The following is a 16603-nucleotide window of genomic DNA, read 5'->3' as shown; positions in this document are numbered from 1 at the left end:
CACTAACGCGCCGTGCCGCCGGTTCCGTCGGCGACCGTACGGACCTCGTCGGAGGCGGCCTTGACGCCCCGGGCGAGGAGCGACTCCAGGATCTCGCCGACCCTGATGGCGGTGTTGGACAGCAGCGACGACGTGATGCCGTGGGTGTGCTCCGTGCCGCCCTGCAGGTAGATGCCGCAGCGCAGGTCCGGGTCGGTCGCGATGCGGTAGTCGCGCTCGACGCGGACCAGTCCGTCGGCGTCGCGCAGGCAGCGCTCCGCGACCTCGCCGAGGAGGCCGAGGGGGTCGGCCGGGCTGTAGCCGGTGGCGAAGACCACGACGTCCGCGTCCAGGAGGGTCTCCTCGCCGGTGACGAGGGACTTCACGGTGGTACGGACCCGGTCCGGTGTCTCCTCGACCTCGGTGAGCCGGGACACGTTGAGGAACCGCAGCCGTTCGGTCCCGAGCACCTTCTCCCGGTACATCTGCCGGTACAGGTCGTCGATCAGGTCGATGTCCACCACGGAGTAGTTGGTGTTGCCGTGGTAGTCCATCAGCCGGCGTTTGACGCTCCCGGGTGCCGCGAAGTACTCGTCGACCGCGGCGGGGTCGAAGATCCGGTTGGCGAATCCGCTGTCGTCGGCGGGGCTGTAGCCGTAGCGGGTGAAGACCGCGCAGACCTCCGCGTCGGGGAAGCGGCGGTGCAGGTAGGCGACGTTCTCGGCGGCACTCTGTCCGGCTCCGACGACGACGAACCGCGAGGGGGAGGTGCCCTCCAACCCGTCGACCCGCGCGAGCAGTTCGGAGTTGTGCCAGACGCGGTCGCCGCGCTCGACGCCCTCCGGCAGGAGGGGGCGCAGCCCGGTGCCGAGGACGAGGTTGCGGGCCCGGTGGACCTCCAGCCCCTCCCCCGAGCGGACCGTGACCTCCAGGTGGTCCACGGCTCCGTCGCGCACGACGGGTGCGACGCCGACCACCTCGTGACCGTAGGAGACCAGGTCGTCGACCTTGGCCGCGGCCCACTCGAGGTAGTCGTGGAACTCCACCCGGAGCGGGAAGAGGTTCTTGTGGTTGATGAAGTCGATCAGCCGCCCCTTGCTCTGGAGGTAGCAGAGGAAGCTGAACTCGCTGGCCGGGTTCCGGAGCGTCACCAGGTCCTTGAGGAAGGACACCTGCATGGTCGCGTCGTCGATGAGCATGCCGCGGTGCCAGCCGAAGCGCGGCTGCTGCTCGAAGAAGCGGGCGGTGACCGCCTCCTGCCCGCCGACGCCCGCGTTGTGCTCGCTGAGCGCGATGGCCATGGCCACGTTGGAGGGGCCGAAGCCGATGCCAATGAGGTCGTGGACCGGTGGTGCGTCATCAGGAAGAACCTGTGACATGTCACTCCCATCGTGCGGGACAGTCGCCTGTCGGGCGTGGGGGACGGAACGGGACGTGCCGACGGAGCACTCCCGCCGGAAACTTAGGTGAGCCTAAGCTAATGCGGTGCGACTGTCGATAGGGCGAGAGGCGGTCGGCATCCCCAACTGATTTCACACGGTGCGGTGTTGTGGGCTAAGGCAAGCCTTGCTTTACTTGCGGGGCCGTTTCCTGCCCTGAGGAGGAACCCCATGCGGGTCGTCATGTTCGGTTACCAGACCTGGGGCCACCGCACCCTCCAAGCCCTCCTGGACTCCGAGCACGACGTGGTGCTGGTCGTGACGCACTCCAAGAGCGAGCACGCCTACGAGAAGATCTGGAGCGACTCCGTCGCCGACCTCGCCGAGGAGCACGGCGTCCCGGTGCTGATCCGCAACCGCCCGGACGACGAGGAGCTGTTCGAACGCCTCCAGGCGGCCGAGCCGGACATCATCGTGGCCAACAACTGGCGGACGTGGATTCCCCCGCGCATCTTCGGCCTCCCCCGGCACGGCACGCTCAACGTGCACGACTCGTTGCTGCCGAAGTACGCCGGCTTCTCCCCGCTGATCTGGGCCCTGATCAACGGCGAGTCCGAGGTGGGCGTCACCGCGCACATGATGAACGACGAGCTGGACGCCGGCGACATCGTCCGGCAGGAGGCCGTGCCGGTCGGACCGACGGACACCGCCACCGACCTCTTCCACAAGACCGTCGACCTCATCGCCCCGGTCACCGTCGGCGCCCTCGGCCTCATCGCCGCCGGGCAGACCGAGTTCACCAAGCAGGACCGGTCACAGGCGAGCTTCTTCCACAAGCGCTCCGCCGAGGACATCCGCATCGACTGGAGCTGGCCGGCCGAGGACCTGGAGCGGCTGGTCCGCGCCCAGTCCGAGCCGTACCCGAGCGCCTTCACGTTCCACCGGGGCAGGCGACTGGAGGTGCTCGCCGCCGTCGTCTCCCAGGGCCGCTACGGCGGGACACCCGGTCGCGTCTTCTACCGCGAGGGCGACGGCGTGGTGATCGTGGCCGGAGCCGAGGCCCGTACCGGTCGCCACCACGGCCTGGCCATCACGCGCGTACGGACCGAGGACGGACGGGAGTTGTCCGCGGCGGAGTACTTCACCTCCATGGGCGGCTATCTGACCAGCCGCCCCTGAGCGGACCGGACGGCCGGGCTCCCGCACCGGCCGTGGTCGCGTCGACGTCGTCCCACCGTGGGCCGACACGGCGCGCGGCGGGTGGGGTCCGGCGGATCGGACGCGTCACGCCGACCGCCGGACAGCCCGTGTCGGACTCAGCCGCCGCTCTTGCGCCGGAAGGAGCGCTGGCTGGAAGCCGGACCGTGCGCGCCGCGGATCTTCGAGGAGTCCACGTTCGCGGCACGCCCCGCTTCGTCCGCCTGCTTGCGCTTGCGTTCCAGGGCTTCGCGGAACTTGCCCTTCAGGTCGTACTGACCCTCCTCGTCGGGCGCCAGGGCGGGGTTCTCGGCCTCGGCCGACTCCGAACCTGCTTGCGATGAGTCGTCTGCAGCCATGGTGACCTCCTGGGTTAGGACAACAGGATCACAGCTTGTCATGCCGACGACCGCCCCAGGAACGAATATCGGACACCCTGCCGCCTTCCCGATCCGGCCGCAGGCCGCGGCACTCCCGCCGTCGGCGGCCCTCGGCACCCGAACACGGTCGTCGCGCGCAAAGGCCGCCGCCACCGCTGCCCCCGCTGGATCGCCCGCCCTCCGATGCCTGCCTAAGGTGGGACGGGCCGACGGGAACCGTGGTTCTGGCGGACCGCAGGAAGGTGGCCTCATGGGGCGCAGCGTCGACTCGATCCGGCGGGCCGCCCTGGGCTCCCTGGGTGCCGTGCTGGTGTTGGTCGGCATCGCCCTGCTGGTACTGCCCGGACCGGGCCTGCTGCTGGTGTTCGCCGGGGTGGTGCTGCTGTCGCGCGCCGTCCCCGCCCTGGACCGGTTCGTCGCCCCCGTGCGCCGGCAGGCGATGCGCGCGGCCGAGGAGAGCGTCTCCTCGCGCCGGCGGGTGGCCGGTTCCGTGCTGGCGGGACTGTGCCTCGTGGGCGCGGGCCTGGCGTGGGGCCTCCTGTCCTGGTTGCCGTTCTCCGGATGGGGCACCGGCGCGAGTCTGATCATTTCCGGTTTCGTCCTCTTCGCGCTGCTCTTCTGGAGCCACCGTCGCGTGCGGGCGGCCCGCCGCGACGACCCGCCGACGGCCGGGTGACGACGACGCGGGGCCCGGCGAGGGGGCGGTCCGCGCCGAGCACCGTTGACCAAACGGAACAGCGTTCCGTATATTAAACGGGACGACGTTCCGGTTCCTTTCCTGCGGCCGGCGCGATCCCTCACGAACCCCTCCAGCGAGTCGTCGGCCGGCCCGGACCGGTCGCGGCGCCCACCGAACGGACGTATGTCATGAGCACACCGATCACCGCGGCCGCCCACCGCGTCCCGCCCGCCCCCGTCCTCTCGGTCAGCCCGGTCGTGCTGCCGTCCCCCGGCCGGGCGGTGGACCTCGAGCTACGGGTCTCCGCGCCCCTGACCGGCGGCGAGCTGCCGATCATCCTGCTCTCGCACGGCCAGGGCCCCTCGAACCACCTGTCCTCCCTGAACGGCTACGCGCCCCTCGCCCACTACTGGGCGGCCCACGGCTTCGTCGTGGTCCAGCCCACCCACCTCAGCTCCCGGACCCTGCGCCTGGCCCCCGACACCCCCGGCGCGCCGCTGCACTGGCGGTCGCGGGCCGAGGACATGAGCCGCGTCCTCGACCGGCTGGACGAGCTGGAGGCCGCCGTACCGCAGCTCCGCGGGCGACTGGACGGCAGCCGGGTCGCCGTGGCCGGCCACTCGATGGGCGGGCACACCGCGAGCCTGCTGCTGGGCGCCCGCCTCACCGACCCGGACGACGGGAGGGAGGTCGACCTGAGCGACCCCCGCATCACGGCGGGGGTCCTGCTCGCCGCTCCCGGCCGGGGCGGCGACTCCCTGAGCGAGTACGCCGCGCGGAACCTCCCGTTCCTGCGCACCACCGACTTCTCCCGGATGACCGCCCCCGCCCTCGTGGTCGCCGGCGAGAAGGACGCGTCCGCGCACCTGACGGTCCGCGGACCGGAGTGGCACACCGATCCGTACGTCCTCTCCCCCGGCCCCAAGACCCTGCTCACCCTGCCCGAGGCGGAGCACGGCCTGGGCGGGATCGCCGGTTACGACGCCGCCGAGACCACCGACGAGAGCCCTGGGCGGGTGGCCGCGGTACAGCGCCTCACCTGGGCCTACCTGCGCAGCGTGTTCCACCCCGCGGACCCGGCCTGGAAGGAGGCGTGCGACGAGCTGACGGCGGGGGCCGACCCGTTCGGGCGGATCGAGTCCAAGTAGGCCGCCGACGGCCGGCGGCCCGCGGAGGCCGCCGGCCCCGGGAAGCCCGCTGGTAAACTCGGGTCCACGCTTCGAGGCGCCCGGGTCCGTACCGAGGGGTACGGACCCGGGCGCGTTCCGGGCGCCTGATCAGGAAGGTCGTCCCCCATGCACGCGAAGCCGTCCGCCCGAGAAGCCTCCTCCCAGGGCGGCACGCCCTCGCGGGCGACCGCACCCCAGGACCGGAGCCGGCCGCCCCGGCCCGCCCCGGCGGACGGACCGCCGGCCGCGTCGTTCGACTCCCTGGGACTGCCCTCGGCGCTGCTGGAGACGATGACCGGCCTCGGCGTGGCGCACCCGTTCCCGATCCAGGCGGCCACCCTGCCCGAGGCGCTCGCGGGCCGCGACGTCCTCGGCCGCGCGCGGACCGGTTCCGGCAAGACCCTGGCCTTCGGGCTGGCCCTGCTCACCAGGACCGCGGGGCGGCGGGCCGACTCCAAGCGGCCCCTGGCCCTGGTCCTGGTGTCGACGCGGGAACTCGCCCAGCAGGTGAGCGAAGCCCTGGCGCCGTACGCGCGGACGCTGGGCGTGCGGCTCGCCACGGTGGTCGGCGGCCTGTCGATCAACCGCCAGGCGGAGCTGCTGCGCGACGGCGCGGAGGTGGTCGTCGCGACACCGGGGCGCCTCGCCGACCTGGTGTCCCGCCGGGACTGCCACCTGGACCGCGTGCGGATCACCGTGCTGGACGAGGCGGACCAGATGTGCGACATGGGGTTCCTGCCCCAGGTCACGGGCATCCTCGACCAGGTGCCGGACGACGGGCAGCGGCTGCTCTTCTCGGCCACCCTCGACGGCGACGTCGACGTGTTGGTGCGCAGTCACCTGCACGATCCGGTCCTGGTGTCGGTCGACCCGGTGTCGGGCTCCGTCGCCGGCTCGGAGCACCACGTGCTGACCGTCCATCCGGCGGACAAGTACGCCCTCGCGACCGAGATCGCCGCCCGTGACGGCCGGGTGCTGATGTTCCTGGACACCAAGGCCGGGGCCGACCGGTTCGTCCGTCAGCTCCGGGCCGCCGGCGTGCGGGCCGCCGCCCTGCACAGCGGCAAGTCGCAGCCGCAGCGCACCCACACGCTCGGCCAGTTCGTGGACGGCGACGTCACCGTGCTGGTCGCGACCAACGTCGCGGCACGGGGCATCCACGTCGACGCGCTCGACCTCGTCGTCAACGTGGACCCGCCGGCCGACGCCAAGGACTACCTGCACCGCGGCGGGCGCACCGCGCGCGCCGGACAGTCCGGACGCGTGGTCACCCTGGTCACCCCCGACCAGCGGCGCGACGTGAGCCGGATGATGTCGGAGGCGGGAATCCGCCCGACGGTCACCCCGGTGCGCTCCGGCGAACAGAAACTGACCGACATCACCGGCGCGAAGCGTCCTCCGGCCGCACCGCGTTCCAGCGGTGGCAACGCCCCCTTCCGCGGCCTCGGCGCCCGGCCGGGACGCCCCGCCAAGGAGTCGCGCAAGACCTCCGAGGCCCGCAAGGCCGCCGAAGCCCGGGCCGCGGCCCGGGTGCGCAAGGGCCGCTGACCCGCCCGATCGGCACCGCCCGCCGCCCGCGCACCACGCGGGGGCGGGCTTCGTCGTGCCCGGCGGCCTGCCGGCACTCCCGGGGCGCCGGGAACTTTGAACACATCGATGACAAAGTATGGACATGCCAAGCGGAAGTCTCCTACCTTTGCGGCGGAACTGAAGCCACTCCGCTCACGACCGGAGCGAATTCCGGCACGGTCCGGTCCCCACGCCACGGAGGACCAATGCCCCAACGCCTGTTCTCGCGGGCTCGAAGAGACCTCATCCTCCTCTTGACGTCGGCCGTCGCGACCGGCGGCGTCCTGGCCGCCCCGTCGGCCGCCGCCCCGGCCGACATCCCGCCGCAGGAACCCGGGGTCACGCTGCGCGTGTTCGACGTCCAGACACCCCTGAACGAGCTGTGCACCCTCAAGACGGGCCAGACCCCCAACCACGACAAGCTGATGCCGACGGTCGACTGGTCCACCACCGACGACTTCGGCGGCATCGCGGACAACTTCGTCTCGCAGGCCTCCGGTTACCTGGTCGCGCCCCGCGACGGCACCTACGTGTTCCGTCTCACCAGCGACGACGGCTCACGGCTGACCCTCGACCAGGCCACGGTGATCGACCACGACGGACTGCACGGCGCGGAACCCAAGGACGGCGCGGTCGACCTCACCGCCGGAGCGCACCCGCTGCGCGTCGACCACTTCGACCGCGGCGGCGGGCAGCAGCTCCAGCTGTCCTGGAAGCCGCCGGGCGAGAGCGAGTTCACCGTCGTACCCCGCGAGGCACTGAGCACCGACGCCGGGGTCGTCCGGGTGACGGCGCCCGGCCGCAAGGAGTGCGAGGCCGGACGGGACACCCCGGGCGACGGCCTGCCGCTGACCTCCGTCCGCCCCGACCTCACCCTCACCGACCTGCGCCCCGACGGATTCGAACCGCAGGTCAGCGGCATGGACTGGCTGCCCGACGGACGCCTCGCGATCAGCACCTGGGGCGGCACCGACAACGTTGCCGGTGAGGTGTACCTGCTCGACAACGTCACCGGTGCCACCAGCCGGGACAAGGTCACCGTCAAGAAGATCGCGAGCGGGCTGCGCGAGCCCATGGGCATCAAGTACGTCGACGGTTCGCTGTACGTCTCGCAGAAGCACGAACTGACCCGGCTGGTGGACGGGGACGGCGACGACGTGGCCGACGAGCTGCGCACGGTCGCCACCTGGCCGTACGGCGGCAACTTCCACGAGTTCGCGTTCGGCCTGCTCTACCGCGACGGCTACTTCTACGTGAACCTCTCCGTCGCCATCGACCTCGGCGGCGCCACCACCACCCCGCAGCCCGCGCCCGGCCGCGGGACGACGTACAAGATCAGCAAGAGGACCGGGAAGATCAGCCCGGTCGCCGGCGGACTGCGGACCCCCAACGGCATCGGCTGGGGCCCGGACGGCGGTCTCTTCGCCACCGACAACCAGGGCGGCTGGCTGCCCTCGTCCAAGCTCGTCCAGGTCAAGCAGGACCGCTTCTTCAACCACTACACCGAGCCCGCCGGACCCTTCGAGGACTCCCCCGTCACGAAGCCGGTGCTGTGGCTGCCGCAGAACGAGATCGGCAACTCGCCCTCCACCCCGCTGCTCGTGAAGAAGGGGACCTTCAAGGGCCAGATGCTGATCGGTGACGTCACCTACGGCGGCCTGCAACGCGCCTACCTGGAGAAGGTCAAGGGCCAGTACCAGGGCGCCGTCTTCCGCTACACCCAGGGCCTGGAGGCCGGCGTCAACCGGATCAGCGTCGGCCCCGACGGGGCGGTCTACGCCGGCGGCCTCGGCGCCGACGGCAACTGGGGACAGGAGGGCAAGCTGAAGTTCGGCCTGCAGAAGCTCACGCCCAACGGCGGCAACACCTTCGACATCCAGAAGATGCGTGCCGTCCCCGGCGGCTTCGACCTGACGTACACCCAGCCGGTGTCCGCCGAGACCGCAGCCGAGCTGGCCGCCCGCTACGAGGCCCAGCAGTGGCACTACACCCCCACCGCCGACTACGGCGGCCCGAAGATCGCCGAGGAGCGGCTGTCCGTGCGCTCCGCGACGCTCTCCCGGGACGCCCGGACCGTCCGGCTGCGGCTGGACGGCCTCAAGCCGGACCGCGTGGTGCACGTGCGCTCCCCGCGCCCCTTCACCTCCGCGTCCGGTGAAGCGCTCTGGAGCACCGAGGCCTGGTACACGCTGAACGCGATGCCCGGCAAGCAGCCGCCCGCCGCCACCCTCTACGAGGCCGAGGAGGCGAACCTGACGGGCACGGCCGGGATCGGCACCGACCACGTCGGCCACTCCGGCAGCGGCTTCGTCGACCAGTACGCCACCGAGGGCAGGGCCGCCACCACGTTCGACGTGACGGTCCCGAAGTCGGGCACCTACGACGTCAACCTGCGCTACTCCAACGGACCGAACCCCTTCGAGGGAACCAAGTCGCTGTCCCTGTACGCCAACGGGAAGAAGGTGCGGCAGACCTCCCTCGCCTCCACCGGGGACTGGGACACCTGGTCCACGCGGACCGAGCGCCTGCGCCTGCGCGCCGGCCACAACACGGTCTCCTACCGGTACGAGGCGGGCGACACCGGCCACGTCAACCTCGACCTGATCACCGTCCACCCGCAGGGTGCCCGGGTCGCCCTCTTCGACGGCACGGCCGCCTCGCAGGACCAGTGGCAGCACACGGACGGACGGCGCACGGCGTGGCCCCTGTCCGAGGAACGGTCGATGGAGGTGTGCTGCGGCGACCTCCGCACCAAGGACGCCTACCAGGACTTCGCCCTCCACGTGGAGTTCCGCGTCCCCCTGCTGCCCCCGGACGTGACCGGGCAGGACCGCGGCAACAGCGGCATCTACCTCCAGGACCGCTACGAGTTGCAGATCCTCGACTCCTACGGTGACACCTCACCGGCCACCGATGAAGCCGGCGCCTTCTACCAGAAGAAGGCGCCCGACATCAACGCGGCCACGGCCCCGGAGACGTGGCAGACGTACGACATCGTCTTTCGCGCCGCCCGCTTCGACGACACCGGTCGCAAGACCGCCGACGCCCGGGTGACGGTGGTCTGGAACGGCAGGAAGGTCCACGACGACGTCGCCCTCGACGGCCCCACCGCGGCGGGCCGGGCCGAGACGCCGGCCGCCGGGGCGATCCGGCTCCAGGACCACGGCAACAAGGTCCGGTTCCGCAACCTCCGGATCGAGCCGCTGGGCTGACCGCGGCCGTGCGGGGTGGCTCCGGACGGCCACCCCGCACGCACCGCTCCTGGTCACCGGCCGGCCCGTGTCCTGCGAGCGCCTCTGGGTAGGGTGAGTGGGAAGTCCTGCCGTGAGTCGAACAAGGAGCGGAATTGAGCGAGCCGGCGTCCGTCGCCCTGCAACTGGAGATCGCCCGGGAACTGGAGGTCGCCGAGACCTTCGACGCCGAACGGGAGATCGAGCGCCGGGTGGCCTTCCTGACCGAGCGCCTGACCTCCACCGGTCTGCGCGCCCTCGTGCTGGGCATCAGCGGCGGGGTCGACTCGACCGTCGCGGGCCGGCTGTGCCAGCTGGCCGTCGAGCGGGCGCGGGCCGCGGGCCACGAGGCGCGCTTCTACGCGATGCGGCTGCCCAACGGCGTCCAGGCCGACGAGCACGACGCCCAGCTCGCGCTCTCCTTCATCAAGGCCGACCAGGTGCTGACGGTGGACATCAAGCCCGCGAGCGACGCCACCCTGGAGGCCCTGCTCGCCGCCGACGTCGCCTTCCGCGACGCCCACCACCAGGACTTCGTGCACGGCAACGTCAAGGCCAGGCAGCGCATGATCGCCCAGTACGCCGTGGCCGGCGCGCACAACGGCCTCGTCGTCGGCACCGACCACGCCGCCGAGGCGGTCTCCGGCTTCTTCACCAAGTTCGGCGACGGGGCCGCCGACGTCGTCCCGCTGACCGGCCTCACCAAGCGCCGGGTGCGCGCCGTCGGCGACGCGCTGGGCGCGCCCGCCGAACTGGTGCGCAAGGTGCCGACGGCCGACCTGGAGACCCTCGACCCCGGCAAGGCCGACGAGGACGCGCTCGGCGTGACCTACGACGAGATCGACGACTTCCTCGAGGGCAAGCCGGTCGGCGAGGAGGCCTTCGAGAAGATCGTCAGCCGCTACCGGCTGACCGACCACAAGCGCAGGCTGCCCATCGGGCCGTGAGGCCCGGGCCCGGCGCGGGCCGAGGACCTGACCTGCGGGGAGAACGGCGGACGATGCTCCGCCGTTCTCCCCGTACGTGTGTCCGGACCACCCGGGCAGGGGTGAGCACCGTACGGGCAGGTGGTCGCACAATTGGTGCGATGTGTCACTTACCGCCCTAATCTTTCGACTGGAAGGCTCGAACAGTCGACGGCCGGTTCAGCCGGCGGAAGGTGCGCTTCCATGGCTGAACGGCTCAAGCGGTCCGGCTTGCTCGGCGAACTGTCGGCCGAGTTCGCCGGCACGCTCATCCTCATCCTCTTCGGCTGCGGCGTGGTCGCCCAGGTGGCCGCGGGCGGTGCCCTCACCGACCCCGAGGGCGGCCTCGGCGACCACGACAGCATCGCCTGGGCCTGGGGACTCGGTGTGACGCTCGGCGTCTACGTGGCCGCACGGCTCAGCGGCGCCCACCTCAATCCCGCGGTGACCGTCGCCCTCGCCACGTTCAAGGGGTTCCCCTGGCGCAAGGTGGCCCCGTACGCCCTGGCCCAGACGGCCGGGGCCTTCGTGGCCGCGCTGCTCGTCCGCTGGAACTACTCGGAGGCGCTGGCGACGGCCGACCCCGGCCACACGATCAAGACGCAGACCGTGTTCTCCACGCTCCCCGCCAACGGGAACACCGCGCTCCCGGTCCACGAGTGGGGCGCCTTCCGCGACCAGATCATCGGCACCGCCATCCTGCTGCTGCTGATCCTGGCCATCACCGACCTGCTCAACACACCCCCGGGCGCGAACCTGGCCCCCTTCGTCATCGGCCTGGTGGTGGTCGCCATCGGCATGGCCTGGGGCACCAACGCGGGCTACGCCATCAACCCGGCGCGCGACTTCGGCCCCCGGCTGGCCAGCTTCCTGACCGGATACGGCGGGGCCTGGCGGGACCAGTACGGGAACCTCTACTTCTGGGTGCCGATCGTCGCGCCGCTGATCGGCGGCGTTCTGGGGGCGGGGCTGTACAAGGTCTTCGTCGGCCGGTTCCTGCCGGCCGCGGAGCCGGAACCGACGGGGCGCGTACCGGCGCCCGAGGACTGACACCGGCCGGAGAGGCGACACATCATGGCGGACTTCATCGGCGCGGTGGACCAGGGCACCACCAGCACCCGATTCATGATCTTCGACCACGGCGGCAACGAGGTGGCGAAGCACCAGCTGGAGCATGCCCAGATCCTCCCCCGCTCCGGCTGGGTGGAGCACGACCCCGTGGAGATCTGGGAGCGCACCAACTCGGTCATGCAGAACGCGCTGCGCCACGGCGGGCTGTCGGGCACCGACCTGGAGGCCATCGGCATCACCAACCAGCGGGAGACCACGGTGGTCTGGGACCCGCGCACCGGGCGTCCCTACTACAACGCCATCGTGTGGCAGGACACCCGCACCGACGCCATCGCGGCCCACCTGGAGCGCTCCGGGCGGGGAGACGTCATCCGCCGGAAGGCCGGACTGCCGCCGGCGACCTACTTCTCGGCCGGCAAGATCCAGTGGATCCTCGAGAACGTCGACGGCGTGCGCGAGGCGGCGGAGCGTGGCCACGCCGTCTTCGGCAACACGGACTCCTGGGTCCTGTGGAACCTGACCGGCGGTCCCGAGGGCGGCATCCACGCCACCGACGTGACCAACGCCAGTCGCACCATGCTGATGAACCTGGAGACGCTCGACTGGGACGACGAACTGCTCGGCTTCTTCGACATCCCCCGGGCCATGCTGCCCGCCATCCACCCGTCCTCGCACCGGGAGGCGTACGGCGTCGCCCGGACCTCCCGGCCGCTGCGCGCCGCCGTCCCCGTCTGCGGCGTGCTCGGCGACCAGCACGCCGCCACCGTCGGCCAGGTCTGCTTCGCGCCCGGCGAGGCCAAGAACACCTACGGCACCGGCAACTTCCTGCTGCTCAACACCGGCACGGAACCGGTCCGCTCGCAGCACGGCCTCCTCACCACCGTCGCCTACCAGTTCGGTGACGGCCCGGCGGTCTACGCCCTGGAGGGTTCCATCGCGGTGACCGGGTCGGCCGTGCAGTGGCTGCGCGACCAGATGAAGATCATCAAGACCGCGGCCGAGAGCGAGGAACTCGCCCGTACCGTCGAGGACAACGGCGGCATGTACTTCGTCCCGGCCTTCTCGGGCCTGTTCGCCCCCTACTGGCGCTCCGACGCCCGGGGAGCGATCGTCGGTCTCGCCCGCTACAACGACAACGCGCACCTGGCCCGGGCGACCCTGGAGTCGATCTGCTACCAGAGCCGCGACGTCGTCGAGGCCATGGAACAGGACTCGGGGGTCCACCTCGACGTGCTCCGGGTCGACGGGGGCGTGACAGCCAACGACCTCTGCATGCAGATCCAGGCCGACGTCCTCGGTGTCCCCGTCAGCCGGCCCGTCGTCGCGGAGACCACCGCCCTGGGGGCGGCGTACGCCGCGGGGCTGGCCACGGGCTTCTGGCGGGACACCGACGAGTTGCGCGGCCACTGGCAGGAGTCCAGGCGCTGGGAGCCCCGGTGGGCCGAGGACCGGCGGGCGGCAGGCTACGACGGGTGGAAGCGGGCGGTACAGCGCACCCTCGACTGGGTCCAGGTGCCGTGACGCCCGGCCCGGGCTGCGACCGGCGCCGGACGTCTCGTTCCCGCTCCTCTCGTGCCGCTGGAGGTGCGATGATCTGAGCGTCGGCGCTCGCCCTCGGGAGCGCGGGACGAAGGCGGGTTGCGGAGGACCCTCAGTGGTGCGTTCCTCGGTGGACCGTCCTTCCGGCAGACGGTGAGGAGACGCGGTGTTCGGTCCGGACGAGAACGGCTGCGCCGGAGATCAGGCAGCGGAGGTGCCCCGGGAACTGGACAGGATGCTGGGTGCCCTGGGGGGTGCCGCCTACGTCGTGGACGAGCAGGGGCGCATCGTCGCGGTGAACGCCGCCGCCGAGCGGTCCCTGGCCCGTGCCGCCGGTGAACTCGTCGGCTGCGACGCGCACGACCTGCTGCACCGCAACGCTCACGGCGAACCGCTGCCCAGGGCCCGGTGCGGCATGCGGCAGGCGTTCCTCTCCGGGCACACGGCCCAGGGCGAGCTGGACTGGTTCCTGCGGGGGGACGAGACCCTGATGCCCGTCGCGTGGCTGATCACTCCCTGCCGGATCGCCGACGACGAGAACGGGACGCTCGTCGTCTTCCACTCGCCGACTCTCCACGACGTCCCGGGCCTCACCCACGTCAAGGGCTCGGGACAACTCACGGAACTGGACCGGCTGGCCCTGCTGGCCGAGACGACCACCCAGCTGACCTCCACCCTCTCCGTCGACGAGGCCATGCGCCGGCTCGTGGCCCTGGTGCTGCCCCGGCTGGCCGACTGGGCGGTGATCGACCAGATCACCGAGCGCGACGAGGTGTGGCGCACCGCCGTGGTGCACGCGGAGGGCGCGGCCCTGGTGCACCGGCCGGACCTCGAGGGCCCCATGGCCCCGGTGCCCGAGTCGTCCACCATGCCGCTGTCCCGGGCTCTGCGGGGTGTCGCCTCGACGGTGACCGACCCGCGGACGTACGAGCGGTCGCCGGACTCCGGTATCGCGGTGGAGCAGCGCCGCCTGTTCGAGTCCACGGGCATCCAGTCCGCCGCCATCGCACCGATCCGGGGCCTGCGCCAGGTGCTGGGCGCGCTGACCCTGGGGCGCGAGGCGGGTTCGCGGGAGTTCACGGCGGCCGACCTCACGCTGCTGGAGGACATCACGCGGCGTGCGGGCCTGGCGCTGGACAACGCCCGCCTCTACGAGCGGCAGCGCAAGGTTGCCGAGACCATGCAGCGCTACCTGCTGCCCCAACTGCCGCGCGTACCGGGGTTGCAGATGACGGCCAGGTACCTGCCCGCGCCCGACGCCTCCCATGTCGGCGGTGACTGGTACGACGTCTTCCCGCTGAGTGACGGCGGCACGGCGCTGGCCGTCGGGGACGTCGTGGGACACGACCTGGAGGCAGCGGCCGGCATGGCGCAGATCCGCAACATCCTCCGTGCCTACGCCTGGGCCCACCAGGGGCCGCCCAGCCAGATCGTCCAACGCGTCGACCAGGCGATCCTCCGCATCACCGATGTGCCCATGGCGACGATGACGTTCGCGCGGATGACCGTGTGCGAGGCCGGCCAGTGGGCACTGACCTGGTCGAACGCCGGGCATCCGCCGCCGCTGCTGATCACCGGGGAGGGAGTGGCCCGCTATCTGACGGGCGGTCACGGCCTGCTGCTCGGCACCGGGACCGACCAGGCCCGCCCGGACGCGTCGGCGCTTCTGCCGCCCGGGGCGACGCTCGTGCTGTACACGGACGGACTCATCGAGTCCCCGGGGCACTCCCTCGACGAGGGGTTGGAGCAACTGCGGCGCCATGCGGCGGTGCTGGCCCGCCGCCCGATGGAGTCGTTCACCGACGAGTTGCTCAGGAGGGTGCGGCCCGCCGAGAACGACGACGACGTCGCCCTGCTGGCCGTGCGGCTGGGCGCCCCGGACTGACGGCCGCGGGAGCCCGGGCGCTCGTGCCGGTTCACCCGCGGGTGAGGGCGAGCGTCGTCCCTCTAAGGTGATCCCCATGTCTGCCAGATTGAGTTCCGCGAGGACCCGTGCCGCCCTGCGCACGTCCGCGCGTGTCTCCACCGAGTTGCTGCTGATATTCGTCCTGCTCGCGGTGGCCCTGTGGCTCCTCGGCCGTATGTGGTCCGTCGTGTGGCCGGTGGCGATCGCCCTGCTGCTGACCACGCTGACCTGGCCGTCGGCCCGTTTTCTGAGGCGGCACGGATGGGCGCCCGCGTTGGCCGCGTCGGTGGTGACCGTGGCGTTCCTGCTGGTCGCCGTCGGTGTCGTGGCGTTGATCGCGGTGCCGATGTCCTCCCAGACCGAAGAGTTGACCGACGGCGTGGTGGAGGGCATCGAGCGGCTGCGCGAGTGGGCCGCGGGACCGCCGCTGAACATCGGCGACGCAGAGATCACCAGTGCGGTCGACACGGCCATGGCCCGTGTGCAGGACAGCGTCGGCAGCATGGTCACCACGGTGGCCACGGGGGTGAGCGCCGTGGTCAACGGTCTGATCACCGCGGTCCTGGCGGTCTTCCTGATGTTCTTCTTCCTCAAGGACGGGCCGCGGTTCCTGCCGTGGCTCACCCGCCAGTTGCCCGGCCGGCTCTCCACCGACGTACCGGCCGTGGCCGCGCGCGGCTGGGAGACCCTGGGCTCCTTCGTCCGGTCGCAGGCGCTGGTGGGCCTGCTCGACGCGGTCTTCATCGGCCTCGGGCTGTGGATACTGGGCGTGCCGCTGGTTCTGCCCCTGGCCGTGCTGACCTTCGTGTCCGCGTTCGTGCCCATCGTGGGTGCCCTGTTCGCGGGCTTCGTCGCGGTCCTCATCGCCCTGGTGTCCAACGGTCTGACGGACGCCCTGATCGTGCTGGCGATCATCGTGGTGGTCCAGCAGTTGGAGGGCAACGTGTTCCAGCCCATGATCCAGAGCCGCGGGCTGGGTCTGCACGCGGCGGTGATCCTGCTGGCGGTGACGCTGGGCGGCAGCCTGGCCGGAGTGGTGGGCACCCTGCTCGCCGTACCGGTCGCCGCGTTGATCGCGGTCGTCTGGAACTACGTGCGCGACCAACTCACCGACGCCCCGGAGGAACCCGCGACGGCCGACGCCTGAGGTACCGGCGGTCTCGTCGGGTGACGCGTCGATCGGTCGCCCGCCAGGGTACCGACGACGGCGCACGCGAAGCACGGTGAGAGCACCGGCACCCTGCCGGCGGAGGAACCGCCGGCAGGGTGCCGCGTCGAGTGCCCGGTCCGACAGGGCCGGGACGCGAGTCCTACTGAAGGGTGGCCATCACCTTGCCGCCGTCGAAGTAGGTGCCCTTGTTGGTGCGCACCGATACTTCGCCGTTGTGGAAGACGTGGACGTACAGGTCGGCCTTGCCGTCGCCGGTGACATCACCGAAGCGGAGGCGACCGAGGTCGGCGCCGGTCAGGAAACGGCCCCAGCCCGCGCTCCAGTGGGTACCCCCGTCGAAGTAGGTACCCATGTTCTTACGGACCGCGA

Annotated in this window: 12 protein-coding genes and 1 pseudogene; 10 read left to right on the top strand and 3 right to left on the bottom strand. The window is 71.6% G+C overall.

All coding sequences use genetic code 11. The features are described 5' to 3' along the window. Positions 1 to 2: 2 nt before the first annotated feature. Complete coding sequence (locus AC07FV_RS08770) at positions 3 to 1358, bottom strand: lysine N(6)-hydroxylase/L-ornithine N(5)-oxygenase family protein (protein WP_479085677.1); 1356 nt, start codon at positions 1356 to 1358, stop codon at positions 3 to 5. 231 nt (positions 1359 to 1589) lie between these two features. Between AC07FV_RS08770 and AC07FV_RS08765 the strand changes: the two genes are divergently transcribed. Continuing rightward, positions 1590 to 2537: a methionyl-tRNA formyltransferase gene (locus AC07FV_RS08765; protein ID WP_479085675.1), complete on the top strand. Its 948-nt coding sequence runs from the start codon at positions 1590 to 1592 to the stop codon at positions 2535 to 2537. A 137-nt stretch (positions 2538 to 2674) separates the two neighbouring features. Here AC07FV_RS08765 and AC07FV_RS08760 read toward each other — a convergent pair whose 3' ends face one another. Beyond that, the gene (locus tag AC07FV_RS08760) at positions 2675 to 2914 is read right to left on the bottom strand and encodes a DUF5302 domain-containing protein (protein ID WP_356610248.1); all 240 of its coding nucleotides are present in this window, start codon (positions 2912 to 2914) and stop codon (positions 2675 to 2677) included. A gap of 271 nt (positions 2915 to 3185) precedes the next feature. Here AC07FV_RS08760 and AC07FV_RS08755 point away from each other — a divergent pair, with 271 nt between their 5' ends. The 9 genes from AC07FV_RS08755 to AC07FV_RS08715 all read left to right on the top strand — a co-directional run bounded on the left by AC07FV_RS08755 (position 3186) and on the right by AC07FV_RS08715 (position 16210). Next, positions 3186 to 3611: a PGPGW domain-containing protein gene (locus AC07FV_RS08755; protein WP_479085674.1), complete on the top strand. Its 426-nt coding sequence runs from the start codon at positions 3186 to 3188 to the stop codon at positions 3609 to 3611. Between the two features lie 191 nt (positions 3612 to 3802). Continuing rightward, positions 3803 to 4762, top strand: a complete 960-nt coding sequence (locus tag AC07FV_RS08750; protein ID WP_479085672.1) for an alpha/beta hydrolase family protein — start codon at positions 3803 to 3805, stop codon at positions 4760 to 4762. A 147-nt stretch (positions 4763 to 4909) separates the two neighbouring features. Beyond that, on the top strand, positions 4910 to 6331 hold the full coding sequence (locus AC07FV_RS08745) for a DEAD/DEAH box helicase (protein WP_479085671.1): 1422 nt from the start codon (positions 4910 to 4912) through the stop codon (positions 6329 to 6331). 227 nt (positions 6332 to 6558) lie between these two features. After that, the gene (locus AC07FV_RS08740; RefSeq protein WP_479085669.1) at positions 6559 to 9564 is read left to right on the top strand and encodes a 3-keto-alpha-glucoside-1,2-lyase-like domain-containing protein; all 3006 of its coding nucleotides are present in this window, start codon (positions 6559 to 6561) and stop codon (positions 9562 to 9564) included. A gap of 134 nt (positions 9565 to 9698) precedes the next feature. Then, complete coding sequence (gene nadE, locus AC07FV_RS08735) at positions 9699 to 10529, top strand: ammonia-dependent NAD(+) synthetase (protein WP_479085668.1); 831 nt, start codon at positions 9699 to 9701, stop codon at positions 10527 to 10529. A gap of 222 nt (positions 10530 to 10751) precedes the next feature. Beyond that, entirely contained in the window at positions 10752 to 11597 is an 846-nt protein-coding gene (locus tag AC07FV_RS08730; protein ID WP_383635992.1) for an MIP/aquaporin family protein, read from the top strand. Between the two features lie 24 nt (positions 11598 to 11621). Next, positions 11622 to 13139, top strand: coding sequence for a glycerol kinase GlpK (gene glpK, locus AC07FV_RS08725; protein ID WP_479085667.1), 1518 nt, complete (start codon positions 11622 to 11624; stop codon positions 13137 to 13139). A 253-nt stretch (positions 13140 to 13392) separates the two neighbouring features. Further along, a complete protein-coding gene (locus AC07FV_RS08720; RefSeq protein WP_479085792.1) occupies positions 13393 to 15042 on the top strand; it encodes a PP2C family protein-serine/threonine phosphatase in 1650 nt (549 codons plus the stop codon). A gap of 76 nt (positions 15043 to 15118) precedes the next feature. Further along, positions 15119 to 16210 carry an AI-2E family transporter gene (locus AC07FV_RS08715; RefSeq protein WP_479085666.1) on the top strand — a complete coding sequence of 364 codons (1092 nt, stop codon included), beginning with the start codon at positions 15119 to 15121 and terminating at the stop codon, positions 16208 to 16210. Positions 16211 to 16373: 163 nt separating this feature from the next. Here the strand turns inward: AC07FV_RS08715 and AC07FV_RS08710 are convergent. Next, a pseudogene (locus AC07FV_RS08710) lies at positions 16374 to 16603 on the bottom strand (fusidic acid esterase FusH); the annotation flags it as partial.

It is taken from the genome of Streptomyces sp. NPDC045956 (genome assembly GCF_056430705.1).
The sequence above is the reverse complement of the archived record's forward strand: the minus strand, read 5'-3'. Positions and strand labels throughout refer to the sequence as shown.

Excerpts from the sequence above, each read along its gene's own strand:
- AC07FV_RS08745 (WP_479085671.1), top strand. The coding sequence starts at position 4,910 with ATGCACGCGAAGCCGTCCGCCCGAGAAGCCTCCTCCCAGGGCGGCACG.
- AC07FV_RS08715 (WP_479085666.1), top strand. The coding sequence starts at position 15,119 with ATGTCTGCCAGATTGAGTTCCGCGAGGACCCGTGCCGCCCTGCGCACG.
- AC07FV_RS08730 (WP_383635992.1), top strand. The coding sequence starts at position 10,752 with ATGGCTGAACGGCTCAAGCGGTCCGGCTTGCTCGGCGAACTGTCGGCC.
- AC07FV_RS08760 (WP_356610248.1), bottom strand. The coding sequence starts at position 2,914 with ATGGCTGCAGACGACTCATCGCAAGCAGGTTCGGAGTCGGCCGAGGCC.
- AC07FV_RS08720 (WP_479085792.1), top strand. The coding sequence starts at position 13,393 with ATGCTGGGTGCCCTGGGGGGTGCCGCCTACGTCGTGGACGAGCAGGGG.
- AC07FV_RS08740 (WP_479085669.1), top strand. The coding sequence starts at position 6,559 with ATGCCCCAACGCCTGTTCTCGCGGGCTCGAAGAGACCTCATCCTCCTC.
- AC07FV_RS08750 (WP_479085672.1), top strand. The coding sequence starts at position 3,803 with ATGAGCACACCGATCACCGCGGCCGCCCACCGCGTCCCGCCCGCCCCC.
- glpK (WP_479085667.1), top strand. The coding sequence starts at position 11,622 with ATGGCGGACTTCATCGGCGCGGTGGACCAGGGCACCACCAGCACCCGA.
- AC07FV_RS08770 (WP_479085677.1), bottom strand. The coding sequence starts at position 1,358 with ATGTCACAGGTTCTTCCTGATGACGCACCACCGGTCCACGACCTCATT.
- AC07FV_RS08765 (WP_479085675.1), top strand. The coding sequence starts at position 1,590 with ATGCGGGTCGTCATGTTCGGTTACCAGACCTGGGGCCACCGCACCCTC.
- AC07FV_RS08755 (WP_479085674.1), top strand. The coding sequence starts at position 3,186 with ATGGGGCGCAGCGTCGACTCGATCCGGCGGGCCGCCCTGGGCTCCCTG.